Below are 11,884 nucleotides of genomic sequence, written 5' to 3'. Positions count from 1 at the left end.
GTGGGGGGGGGGGGGGGGGGGGGGGGGGGGGGGGGGGGGGGGGGGGGGGGGGGGGCGTGGGGGGGGGGGGGGGGGGGCGCGCACCCCCCCCCCCCCCCCCCCCCCACAACAAGTCCCACACCGCGCGGGCCGCCGGAGAGGCCACCACGGGGGTGCCGACTCCCGCACCGCACAGGCGAACTGAGCGCGGGTCAGGAGAAGACGGCGAGGCTCTTGGCCTTGCCCTTCGACTCCTCCGCGAGCACCAGGAAGCGGCCCTCGGGGCCGAAGACGGCGACGGGCCCGGCGCCCGCGTACTCGTCCGGCATGTCGATCCGCACGCCATTGGCGAGCAGCCGCGCCCGCTTCTCGTCGACGTCCCAGCGGGGGAACGCCGCGGTGGCCGCGTCGGCGACCGGCATCACCGTCAGCTCCTCCTGGAGCTGGTCGAGGGTCTTGGCCGAGTCCAGCTTGTACGGCCCGACACGGGTGCGGCGCAGCGCCGTGAGGTGGCCGCCGACGCCCAGGTCGGCGCCGAGGTCACGGGCGAGGGCGCGGATGTACGTACCGGAGGAGCAGACGACGGACACGACCAGGTCCAGGACGGGGGTGCCGTCCTCGGCGACCGCGTCCCGGATGTCGTACACCTGGAAGGAGGAGACCGTGACCGGCCGGGCCGGGATCTCGAAGTCCTCGCCCTGGCGGGCGCGCGCGTACGACCGCTTGCCGTCGATCTTGATGGCGCTGACCTTCGACGGGACCTGCATGATGGCGCCGGACAGCTTGGCGATGCCCGCGTCGACGGCGTCGCGCTTGACGCCGGAGGCGTCCGCGGACGAGGTGATCTCGCCCTCCGCGTCGTCCGTGACGGTGGCCTGGCCGAGGCGGATCGTGCCGAGATACTCCTTCTCGGTGAGCGCCAGGTGGCCGAGCAGCTTCGTGGCGCGCTCGACGCCGAGCACCAGGACACCCGTCGCCATCGGGTCGAGGGTGCCGGCGTGCCCGACGCGGCGGGTCTTCGCGATGCCCCGCATCTTGGCGACCACGTCGTGCGAAGTGAAGCCGGACGGCTTGTCGACGATGACAAGGCCGTCCGGCGTGGTGCTGCGCTTGGTCATTACGAGGCGTCGCCGTCCTTGTCGGCGGTGCCGCCCGCGGCGTCGGCAGCGTCGGGGGCGTCGTCTTCGTCCTCGGGCTTGCGGTACGGGTCGGCGCCGCCCGCGAACTCGGCTCCCGCGGAGGCCTCACGGACCTTCGCGTCCGAGGCGCGCGCCCGGTCGAGGAGGTCCTCGATGGCCCGGGCGTTGTCCGGGAGGGCGTCCGCCACGAAGGTCAGCGTCGGCGTGAACTTCACGCCCGCCGCCCGGCCGACCTCGGAGCGGAGCACGCCCTTGGCGCTCTCCAGGCCCGCGGCCGCGGCCGCGCGCTCCTCGTCGTCCCCGTAGACCGTGTAGAAGACGGTCGCCTCCCGCAGATCACCCGTGACCCGGGTGTCCGTGATGGTGACATGCGTGCCGAGCCGCGGGTCCTTGATCCCGCGCTGCAGCTTCTGGGCCACCACCTCTCGGATGAGGTCCGCCAGCCTCTTCGCCCGCGCGTTGTCGGCCACTGCTCCGTCTCCTTCTGTGCTGTGCTCGTCGCTGGTCGTTCAGGTCGTTCAAGCGTCGTCGTCACCGTGGAGGCGCCGCCGTACGGACAGCAGCTCCACTTCGGGCCGGGCGGCGACGAGCCGTTCGCACCGGTCCAGTACGTCCGTGATGTGCCCCGCGTCCCCCGAGACCAGCGCCAAGCCGATCTCGCTCCTGCGGTGCAGGTCCTGGTGGCCGACCTCCGCCGCGCTCACCGCGTACTTCCGCTGGAGTTCCGCCACGATCGGGCGGACGAGGGAGCGCTTCTCCTTCAGCGAATGTACGTCGCCGAGGAGCAGGTCGAAGGACAGAGTCCCCACATACATATGTGTCCCGGATAACCCGCCGGTGCGGGATCGCGCCCTGCGCACGGTTGGCAGGGTCACCAGAACCGTACAACGCGGGGCCGGGTCGGCTCGACGGATATTCGCCCCTGCCGCCCCTACCCGTCCCGTACCTGGGGGCTCCGCCCCCAGACCCCCGCTCCTCAAACGCCGGAGGGGCTGAAAATCTCGCCGGTGCGGCAAGGTTTTAGCCCGTCCGGCGATTGAGGACGAGGCGCGAAGCGCCGAAAAGCGGGGGGAACGGGGGCGCAGCCCCCATAAAAGGGGCGGGGGCTGCCCGGGGGAAACTCCCCGGGCAACCCCCGTCCGCAACCGCTAAGCCCGCGGCTTCTCGCGCATCTCGTACGTCGCGATGACGTCATCCACCTTGATGTCGTTGAAGTTGCCGAGGTTGATACCGCCCTCGAACCCTTCGCGGATCTCGGTGACGTCGTCCTTGAAGCGACGCAGGCCCTCGATGTTGAGGCTCTCCGCGATGACCTTGCCATCGCGAAGCAGTCGGGCCTTGGTGTTGCGCTTGACCTCGCCGGAGCGGATGAGAACACCCGCGATGTTGCCCAGCTTGGACGAGCGGAAGACCTCGCGGATCTCCGCCGTGCCGAGCTCGACCTCTTCGTACTCCGGCTTGAGCATGCCCTTGAGGGCCGCCTCGATCTCCTCGATGGCCTGGTAGATCACCGAGTAGTAGCGGACGTCGACGCCCTCGCGCTCCGCCATCTGCGCGGCACGGCCGGCCGCGCGGACGTTGAAGCCGATGACGATGGCGTCGGAGCCCATGGCCAGGTCGATGTCCGACTCGGTGACCGCACCCACGCCGCGGTGCAGCACGCGGATGTCGACCTCCTCGCCGACGTCCAGCTGGAGCAGGGAGGACTCCAGGGCCTCGACGGAACCAGAAGCGTCACCCTTGATGATGAGGTTGAGCTGCTGGATCTCGCCGGCCTTGAGCACCTTGTCCAGGTCCTCGAGCGAGACACGGCGGACGCGCTTGGCGAACGCGGCGTTGCGCTCGCGGGCGGCGCGCTTCTCGGCGATCTGACGGGCCGTACGGTCCTCGTCGACGACCAGGAAGTTGTCGCCCGCGCCCGGGACGTTGGTGAGACCCAGGACGAGGACCGGGGTCGAGGGACCCGCCTCTTCCACGGTCTCGCCCTTGTCGTCGAGCATCGCGCGGACTCGGCCGTACGCGTCGCCGGCGACCATCGTGTCACCGACGCGCAGCGTGCCGCGCTGGACCAGGACGGTCGCGACGGCGCCGCGGCCCTTGTCCAGGTGCGCCTCGATCGCGATGCCCTGCGCGTCCTGCTCCGGGTTGGCCCGCAGGTCGAGCGAGGCGTCGGCGGTGAGGACGACGGCCTCGAGCAGGGAGTCGATGTTGAGACCCTGCTTGGCGGAGATGTCGACGAACATCGTGTCGCCGCCGTACTCCTCGGCCACCAGACCGAACTCGGTGAGCTGACCGCGCACCTTGGTCGGGTCCGCGCCCTCGACGTCGATCTTGTTGACCGCGACCACGATCGGCACGTCGGCCGCCTTGGCGTGGTTCAGCGCCTCGATCGTCTGGGGCATCACACCGTCGTTGGCCGCCACCACAAGGATCGCGATGTCGGTCGACTTGGCACCACGGGCACGCATGGCGGTGAACGCCTCGTGACCCGGGGTGTCGATGAAGGTGATCGCGCGGTCCTCGCCGTTGACCTCGGTGGCGACCTGGTACGCACCGATGTGCTGCGTGATGCCGCCGGCCTCGCCCGCGATGACGTTCGTCTTGCGGATGGCGTCGAGCAGTCGGGTCTTGCCGTGGTCGACGTGACCCATGACGGTCACGACCGGCGGGCGGGACATGAGCGCCTCTTCGCCGCCCTCGTCCTCGCCGAACTCGATGGAGAACGACTCGAGCAGCTCGCGGTCCTCCTCCTCGGGGCTGACGATCTGAACGGTGTAGTTCATCTCGTCGCCGAGGAGCTGCAGCGTCTCGTCGGAGACGGACTGCGTGGCCGTGACCATCTCGCCGAGGTTCATCATCACCGCGACGAGCGACGCCGGGTTGGCGTTGATCTTCTCGGCGAAGTCGGTGAGGGAGGCACCACGCGACAGGCGAACGGTCTCGCCGTTGCCGCGCGGCAGCATCACGCCGCCGACCGACGGGGCCTGCATGGCCTCGTACTCCTGGCGCCTCTGCCGCTTCGACTTGCGACCGCGACGCGCGGGACCGCCGGGACGGCCGAAGGCGCCCTGCGTGCCACCGCGGCCACCCGGACCACCGGGACGGCCACCGAAGCCGGGACGACCGCCGAAGCCGCCGCCACCACCGGGACGACCGGCACCGCCGCCGCCACCGGGACCACCCGGACGACCGGCGAAGCCACCGCCGCCACCGCCCGGACCACCGGGACGACCGGCGAAGCCGGGACGGCCACCGCCGCCACCGCCACCGGGGCGACCGCCGCCACCGGGACCACGGCCACCGCCGGGGCCACCACCGGGACGCGGGCCCGCGGCGGGACGCTGCGGCATCATGCCCGGGTTCGGACGGTTACCGCCGGGGGCTCCGCCCGGACGCGGCGCCTGCGGGCGCGGCATTCCGGCCGGGGACGGACGTGCGCCGCCCTGACCCTGCGGACGGGGACCACCCTGGCCGCCGCCCTGGCCCTGGCCCTGCGGGCGCGGGCCGCCGGGGGCACCCTGGCCACCGGGGCGCGGGGCGCCACCCGGACGGGGCGCCTGCGGGCGCGCCATGCCGGTGGAGCCACCAGAGGTGAAGGGGTTGTTGCCCGGGCGCGGACCGGCCGGACGGCCGCCCGGACGCGGGGCGCCACCCTGGCCGCCGGGGCGCGGGGCACCCTGACGGTCGCCGCGGTCGCCGCCGCGCTGGCCCTGACCCTGACCCTGGCCGGGGGCCGGACGGCCACCGGGCTTCGGGGCGCCGGGACGGGCGCCGGGACGCGGGCCCGCCGGGGCCGAGGACCCCGAGGAGGCAGCCGGAGCCGGGGTCGCGGGAGCGGCCGGCGGCGCGGTGAACTCGGGCGCGGCCGGAGCCGGAGCCGCCGGAGCGGGCTTCGGCGTCACGGGCTTGGGCGCGACCGGGCCCGGGCGGGGGCCCGGAGCGGGCGCCGCGGCGGGCTTGTCGGCAGCTGCCGGCTTGGGCGCCGGCGGCTTGGGCGCGGCCGGCTTGGCGGCCTGCGCGGGAGAGGGGGCCGACGGGGTCGCCGGCTTGGGCGCGGCCGCCTTGCGGGGCGCGCCGGGCTTGGCGGCGGACTTGCCGTTGCCGCCGCCCTGCTGCAATGCGTCAGTCAGTTTGCGTACTACGGGCGCCTCGATCGTCGAGGACGCCGAACGTACGAATTCACCGAGTTCTTGGAGCTTGGCCATGACGACCTTGCTCTCCACCCCGAACTCCTTGGCGAGTTCGTATACCCGGACCTTAGCCACTTCGCTCCTTTTAGGTCCGGGTTACGCCGGACCGTCGCTACTTCATGGGCGTACTCATCGCGTACTCATCGAGTGCTCATCGCAATCTCGACCTACTTCCAACTCGCGAGGTACCAGGGCCGCGCGGGGATCCGCACGGCGCTTCTTACGGTGTTGCCTGCTGGGCAACGGTCTCGGCTGTCTCGACATTCCGGCGCAGTTCCGCGGTGTCGAGCGGTCCCTGGACCCGGAAGGCCCGCGGGAACGCCCGGCGGCGGAGCGCAAGATCGAAACAGACCAGGGCGGGGTGTACATACGCACCCCGGCCGGGCAGCGTACCGCTTGGATCGGGGACGCAAACGTCCTCGATCGTCACGATGCGCAGCAGCTCACTCTTGGCCGCTCGCTCCCGGCACCCCACACAGGTGCGCTCAGGGCATGCTCGGGCATGCGTCCGGCCAGACACGCTTAAGTCTACCTCCCCGCACCGACCTCACCCCTTTGGGGCAAGAATCGAACGGATGTTGTCTTGATCAGTTCGGGAAACCCGGGGACCCGGAGTGATCAGCCCTCGGAGTCCCGCGCCGCGTGCTCGGGCAGCTCGGTGTCCGGCCGGATGTCGATGCGCCAGCCGGTCAGGCGGGCGGCGAGGCGGGCGTTCTGGCCCTCCTTGCCGATCGCCAGCGACAGCTGGTAGTCCGGCACCGTCACGCGGGCGGAGCGGCCGGCCAGATCGACGATCTCGACCTTGCTGACGCGGGCCGGGGACAGCGCGTGCGCCACCATGTCGCCCGGGTCGTCCGACCAGTCCACGATGTCGATCTTCTCGCCGTTGAGCTCGGCCATGACATTGCGCACCCGGCTGCCCATGGGGCCGATGCAGGCGCCCTTGGCGTTCAGGCCCGAGCGGGTCGAACGGACCGCGATCTTGGTGCGGTGCCCGGCCTCGCGCGCGATGGCGGCGATCTCCACAGACCCGTCGGCGATCTCCGGGACCTCCAGCGCGAACAGCTTCTTGACCAGGTTCGGGTGGGTGCGCGAGAGCGTCACGGACGGGCCGCGCACGCCCTTGGCGACCCGCACCACATAGCTGCGCAGGCGCATGCCGTGCCGGTACTCCTCGCCCGGCACCTGCTCCTGCACCGGCAGGATGGCCTCCAGCTTGCCGATGTCGACCAGGACGTTCTTCGGGTCGCGGCCCTGCTGGACGACACCGGTGACGATGTCGCCCTCGCGGCCCGCGTACTCGCCGAGGGTCGCGTCGTCCTCCGCGTCGCGCAGCCGCTGCAGGATGACCTGCTTGGCGGTGGTGGCGGCGATGCGGCCGAAATCGGACGGGGTGTCGTCGAACTCGCGGGGCTCCTGGCCCTCCTCGAGGTCTTCGGGGTCCTCCTTCGCCCAGACCGTCACGTGACCGCTGTCGCGGTCGAGCTTGACGCGCGCGTGGCGGCGGCTTCCCTCGGTGCGGTGGTAGGCGATGAGGAGGGCCGACTCGATCGCCTCGACCAGCAGGTCGAAGGAGATCTCCTTCTCCCGCACCAGACCTCGCAGGGCACTCATGTCGATGTCCACGGCTACGCCTCCTCCTCTTCCTTCACGTTCTTCTCGTCGTCGTTGTCGCTGTCCCCGGCGGCGCCGTCGGCACCGTCCGCGGACTTGCGGTTGAACTCCACCTCGACGCGCGCCTTGGCGATCTCCGCGAAGGCGAGCCTGCGGGCGGTGGGCTTGCGGCCCTTCACTCCGGGCACTTCGAGGTCCACGCCCTCGTCGTCGACCTTCAGGATCCGCGCGGTCAGCTCGCCGCCCTCGGTGAGCTGGAACTTCGCGAGGCGTCCGATGGCGCGTACGTAGTGGCGCTGTTCCTTCAGGGGGCGCTCGGCGCCCGGGGAGCCGACCTCGAGCGTGTACTCGCCGTCGCCCATCGCGTCCGACTCGTCGAGCTTCGCGGAGAACTCGCGGCTCAGCTCGGCGATGCGGTCCAGATCCACGCCGTCGTCGGAGTCGACGACGACTCGCAGCACCCGCTTGCGTCCGACCGAGGCCACTTCGATCTCTTCGAGATCCAGGTCCTTCGAGCTGACGAGCGGTTCCAGCAGTTCTCGCAGCCTCTCGCTCTGGGTGGTGCTCATCCGGGTGACTCCTCGGCCGCGTGTGCTGTTGTGGGATCGTCGCGTGTCAGGTCAAAGGGTATCCGGTCGCGGAGGGTGTTGCCGTCCACCGCCGGGGCTCCGCACACCCCGGTACGAGCCGATCGCACGTACGAGGACAGGGCGCAGGTACGGTGATCACCGGGCCCGCGCCCGCCCCTGCCGTCACCCGAGGGCACCGCCCTCCCCCGCACCCCCGCACACACCCCGCGCTCCTGCCCGCACCACCCTCACCCCCGCCCTCCCTGCCCTAGCGGCCAACCTTTCCGAGGACGTCTGCCGTGCCGTCGTATCTCACCCCTTCGTGGACCCGCCCGGGCCCACGCCGAAGGAGCCTGCTGACCGGGGCCGCAGCCGCGGCCGGCACCACGCTGCTCGCCGGGTGCTCCGGCTCCGGCGACTCCCCCGGCGACGGACGCCCGTCCGCCGACGACCGGCTGCGCGCGCGTGCGGCGCGGGACAGCGCCGGGCTGCTGCGGCAGTACGACGCCGTGCTCGCGGCGCACGCTCCCCTGGCGGGGCTGCTGCGGCCGCTGCGGGCGGAGGTGGCGCGGCACGAGAAGGCGTTCGACGCGGACCCCGAGCCCACGCCCGCCAAGTCCCCCAAGGCCGCCAAGTCCACCGCCCCCGCCCCGGTGTCCGTCCCCGACGGCGAGCGGGACGCCCTGCGGTTCCTGGCCTCCGCGGAGCGGGAACTGTCCCGGCGGCGCGGCAAGCAGCTCCTGGACGCGCCCGCCGAACTGGCCCGGCTGCTCGCGTCGGTCGCGGCGGCGGGCGCCGCGCACGCGTACCTGCTGACGGAGGACGACAAGTGAGCCGAGAGAGCCGCGCGGACGCGGACAGAAAAGCAGACAGAAAGCCGGAGCTGAAGGCCCTGCAGGCGGCCCTGCGGGCCGAGCACGCGGCCGTGTACGGCTACGGCGTCGTGGGCGGCCGCATCGGCGACGAACGGCGGGCGGAGGCGCGCACGGCGTACGACGCGCATCGTGCGCGCCGGGACGAACTCCGGCGCACGGTACGCGGCCTCGGCGCCGATCCCGAGCCCTCCGCCGCCGCCTACGCCCTGCCGTTCCCCGTCCCCGACTCGACAGCGGCCGCACGCCTCGCGGCCGAGCTGGAGGAGCGGGTCGCCGCGGTCTACTCCGACCTGGTCCGCGCAACCGAGGGCGCCCGCCGCGCCACCGCGGCCGAGTCCCTCCGTGAGTCAGCGGTCCGAGCGGCACGCTGGCGCGGCGGGAGCGTAGCCTTCCCTGGGCTCGCGGAACGCTCCCGAGCGTCGGGGGACGGCGCTGCGGGCGCGTCACGGGGGTCCTGAGGGCACTTGCCGCGGGAACGGGTCGAGGGAGAGTGCGGCTGTCGGCCTGAGCGGGGCTTGGGCGTGCGGGTGCTGGCGGCGTGAGTGCGTCGTTGGTGGGGGCTCGCGTTCGGTACGCGCGCGTCCTCGGCGTGGGTGCGCCGCCACGTACGTCCGCCCTCGGGCAGTCGGAACACGAACGCCTTCGGGCGACCGGGAAGGGAACACCTCGCGCATGGCTTTCGAACCGCCGCCGCGCCTCGTCCGTGCGCTCGGTGAGGCGACGCGCGACGCCGCCACCGACGACTGGCTGCACCGGCTGCCCGAACTCGCCGAGGAGGCCGTCGCACGGCACGGGCTGACCGTGGAGCGGGTGCAGGTGCCCGGGGGCCGCAGCAGCCTCGTCGTACTCGTCCGGACGCGCGAGGGTACGCCCGCTGTGCTCAAGCTGGTGCCGCCACGGTCACGGCCCGACAGCGAGCGGGCCGCGCTCGCCCACTGGGGCGGGATGGGGGCCGCGCGGCTCCTCGACGCCGCCGACGGGGCGCTGCTCGTCGAACGGCTGCAGCGGGACGTGTCCGTACGGTCCCTGCCCGAGGCCAAGTCCATGCTGGAGGCGGCCGGGACCTTGCGGCGGCTGTGGGTGGCGCCGCCCGCCGGGCACCGGTTCGAGACCGTCGCCGAGCGGACGGGGCGGCAGGCCGAGGCGATGGCCGCGTGCCCCGATCCGGACGCACGGCCGCTCGTCGCCGCCGCTCTCGCCGCGCGCGACGAACTGCTCGGCTCCGTGCCCTCGGAGGGGGGTGGGCTGCTGCTGCACGGGACCTTCCGGCAGAGCAAGGTGCTCGCCGCCGAGCGGGTGCCGTGGCTGGCCGTGGGGCCCGATCCGGTCGTCGGGGAGGCCGCGTTCGACCTGGCTCGGCTGGTGCGGGACCGGGTGGAGGATCTGATCGCTTCGCCGTCGGGGGCGGCGGTTGCGCGGCGGCGCGTGAAGCGGCTTGCCGAGTCGTTGGACGTCGATGCCGAGCGGTTGCGGGGGTGGGCGTTGTTCCGGGCTGTCGAGTCCGGTGTGCGGGCACTTCGCGTGGGGCGGGAGCAGGACGCGGAGTTGCTGCTGGAGTTCGCGGGGTGGGTGTAGCCCTGCCGGGGGCTCTCCCCGACCCCGCCCCTTCCCGAAACCGGGGCTCCGCCCCGGACCCGCTGTCGGCGCTCCGCGCCTCGTCCTCAAACGCCGGACGGGCTGAATACTTGCGGGGGCGGGCCTGAGGGTGCCGGGCTGTTGGTCAACCTCGGAGAGGTTGGGCGGGTGGGTGGGAGAGAGCCCGTCCGGCGCTTGAGGGCGAGCGCGCAGCGCGATCGGCGGCGCACCGCCCCCCGTCCCCCTTACGCCGTGAGGCGAGCGATCGCGTCGGCGACCGACAGTTCCTCCCGCTCCCCCGTCCGGCGGTCCTTCAGCTCGACCACGCCGTCGGCGGACCTGCGGCCGGCGACCAGGATCGTGGGGACGCCGATGAGCTCGGCGTCGGTGAACTTGACGCCGGGCGAGACGCCGGCGCGGTCGTCGACGAGGACACGTACGCCCGCGGCGTTCAGCTGCTCGGCGACGTCGAGGGCCAGCTCGGTCTGGACGGCCTTGCCGGCGGCGACGATGTGGACGTCGGCCGGGGCGATCTCCTTGGACCAGCACAGGCCCTGCTCGTCGGCGGTCTGCTCGACGAGCGCGGCGACGGCGCGGGAGACGCCGATGCCGTAGGAGCCCATGGTGACGCGGACGGGCTTGCCGTTCTGGCCGAGGACGTCGAGCTGGAAGGTGTCGGCGTACTTGCGGCCGAGCTGGAAGATGTGGCCGATCTCGATCGCACGGTCGAGGCGAAGGCCGGCGCCGCAGGCGGGGCAGGGGTCACCGGCCTCGACCACGACGACGTCCAGGTAGTCGTCGACCTCGAAGTCACGGCCGCAGACGACGTTGCGGGCGTGCGTGTCGGCCTTGTTGGCGCCGGTGATCCAGGAGGTGCCGGGCGCGACGCGCGGGTCGGCGATGTAGCGGACCTTCTCCAGGCCCTGGGGGCCGACGTAGCCGCGGACGAGGTCGTCGCGGCCCTCGAAGTCCTCGGCGGTGACGAGCTCGACCTCGGCGGGCGCGAGGTGCTCGCCGAGCTTGCCGAGGTCGACCTCGCGGTCGCCGGGCACGCCGACGGCGACGATCTCGCCGTCGACCTTGACGAGGAGGTTCTTGAGGGTGGCGGAGGCCGGGACGCCCAGGTGCTGGGCGAGGGTCTCGATGGTGGGGGTGTCGGGGGTGTCGAGCTCCTCGACGGCGGGGTGGCCGTCGGTGGACACCGGCTTGAGGGCGAAGGTGACGGCCTCGGTGTTGGCCGCGTAGTCGCACTCGGGGCAGTCGACGAAGGTGTCCTCACCGGCGGGGGCCGGGGCCAGGAACTCCTCGGAGGCGGAGCCGCCCATGGCGCCGGACACGGCGGACACGATGCGGTAGTCCAGGCCGAGGCGCTCGAAGATGCGCTGGTAGGCGGCGCGGTGCAGGGCGTACGCCTCGGCGAGGCCCTCGTCGGACGTGTCGAAGGAGTACGAGTCCTTCATCTGGAACTCGCGGCCGCGCAGGACGCCCGCGCGCGGACGGGCCTCGTCGCGGTACTTGGTCTGGATCTGGTAGAGGATCACCGGCAGGTCCTTGTAGGACGAGCACTGGTCCTTGACGACCTGGGTGAAGATCTCCTCGTGGGTGGGGCCGAGGAGGTACTCGGAGCCCTTGCGGTCCTTGAGGCGGAACAGCAGGTCGCCGTACTCCTCGTAGCGCCCGCTGGCCTCGTAGGGCTCCTTGGGCAGCAGGGCCGGGAGCAGGACCTCCTGGCCGCCGATGGCGTCCATCTCCTCGCGGACGACGCGGGCCACGTTCTCGTAGACCTTCTTGCCGAGCGGCAGCCAGGTCCAGATGCCCGCGGCGGTCCTGCGGACGTAACCGGCGCGCACGAGCAGCTTGTGGTTGAGCGTCTCCGCGTCCGCCGGGTCGTCGCGCAGTGTCTTGACCATCAAACGGGACATGCGCTGGACCTGGGCCATGGT

Annotated in this window: 11 protein-coding genes; 3 read left to right on the top strand and 8 right to left on the bottom strand. The window is 72.6% G+C overall.

Annotated elements, in window-relative coordinates; translation table 11 throughout:
- Positions 1 to 191: 191 nt before the first annotated feature.
- The 7 genes from truB to rimP all read right to left on the bottom strand — a co-directional run bounded on the left by truB (position 192) and on the right by rimP (position 7,491).
- A complete protein-coding gene (gene truB, locus ACZ6AA_RS06770; RefSeq protein ID WP_468451814.1) occupies positions 192 to 1,097 on the bottom strand; it encodes a tRNA pseudouridine(55) synthase TruB in 906 nt (301 codons plus the stop codon).
- A complete protein-coding gene (gene rbfA, locus ACZ6AA_RS06765) occupies positions 1,097 to 1,588 on the bottom strand; it encodes a 30S ribosome-binding factor RbfA (protein ID WP_468451816.1) in 492 nt (163 codons plus the stop codon). The genes truB and rbfA overlap by 1 nt, the downstream gene beginning before the upstream one ends.
- Before the next feature lie 48 nt (positions 1,589 to 1,636).
- Positions 1,637 to 1,933, bottom strand: coding sequence for a DUF503 domain-containing protein (locus ACZ6AA_RS06760; RefSeq protein WP_468451818.1), 297 nt, complete (start codon positions 1,931 to 1,933; stop codon positions 1,637 to 1,639).
- Positions 1,934 to 2,266: 333 nt separating this feature from the next.
- Positions 2,267 to 5,383 (bottom strand): translation initiation factor IF-2, encoded by a 3,117-nt coding sequence (infB, locus tag ACZ6AA_RS06755; protein WP_471456550.1) that lies wholly within the window; start codon positions 5,381 to 5,383, stop codon positions 2,267 to 2,269.
- A gap of 145 nt (positions 5,384 to 5,528) precedes the next feature.
- Positions 5,529 to 5,828: a YlxR family protein gene (locus ACZ6AA_RS06750; protein WP_468451822.1), complete on the bottom strand. Its 300-nt coding sequence runs from the start codon at positions 5,826 to 5,828 to the stop codon at positions 5,529 to 5,531.
- 98 nt (positions 5,829 to 5,926) lie between these two features.
- Positions 5,927 to 6,934 (bottom strand): transcription termination factor NusA, encoded by a 1,008-nt coding sequence (gene nusA, locus ACZ6AA_RS06745; RefSeq protein ID WP_468451824.1) that lies wholly within the window; start codon positions 6,932 to 6,934, stop codon positions 5,927 to 5,929.
- Positions 6,935 to 6,936: 2 nt separating this feature from the next.
- Positions 6,937 to 7,491, bottom strand: coding sequence for a ribosome maturation factor RimP (gene rimP, locus ACZ6AA_RS06740; RefSeq protein ID WP_468451826.1), 555 nt, complete (start codon positions 7,489 to 7,491; stop codon positions 6,937 to 6,939).
- A 299-nt stretch (positions 7,492 to 7,790) separates the two neighbouring features.
- Between rimP and ACZ6AA_RS06735 the strand changes: the two genes are divergently transcribed.
- From ACZ6AA_RS06735 to ACZ6AA_RS06725, 3 genes are all read left to right on the top strand, one after another.
- Positions 7,791 to 8,324 (top strand): hypothetical protein, encoded by a 534-nt coding sequence (locus ACZ6AA_RS06735; RefSeq protein WP_468451827.1) that lies wholly within the window; start codon positions 7,791 to 7,793, stop codon positions 8,322 to 8,324.
- The gene (locus tag ACZ6AA_RS06730; RefSeq protein WP_468451828.1) at positions 8,321 to 8,824 is read left to right on the top strand and encodes a ferritin-like domain-containing protein; all 504 of its coding nucleotides are present in this window, start codon (positions 8,321 to 8,323) and stop codon (positions 8,822 to 8,824) included. Before ACZ6AA_RS06735 ends, ACZ6AA_RS06730 begins: the two co-directional genes overlap by 4 nt.
- A 214-nt stretch (positions 8,825 to 9,038) precedes the next feature.
- Positions 9,039 to 9,941, top strand: a complete 903-nt coding sequence (locus tag ACZ6AA_RS06725) for an aminoglycoside phosphotransferase family protein (protein ID WP_468482003.1) — start codon at positions 9,039 to 9,041, stop codon at positions 9,939 to 9,941.
- A gap of 245 nt (positions 9,942 to 10,186) precedes the next feature.
- On the opposite strand, the gene ACZ6AA_RS06720 is transcribed toward ACZ6AA_RS06725, so the two are convergent.
- Complete coding sequence (locus tag ACZ6AA_RS06720; protein WP_471456548.1) at positions 10,187 to 11,881, bottom strand: proline--tRNA ligase; 1,695 nt, start codon at positions 11,879 to 11,881, stop codon at positions 10,187 to 10,189.
- Positions 11,882 to 11,884 lie beyond the last annotated feature (3 nt).

Source organism: Streptomyces sp. NPDC040610 (genome assembly GCF_055594065.1).
This window is presented reverse-complemented; position numbering and strand designations above follow the sequence as displayed.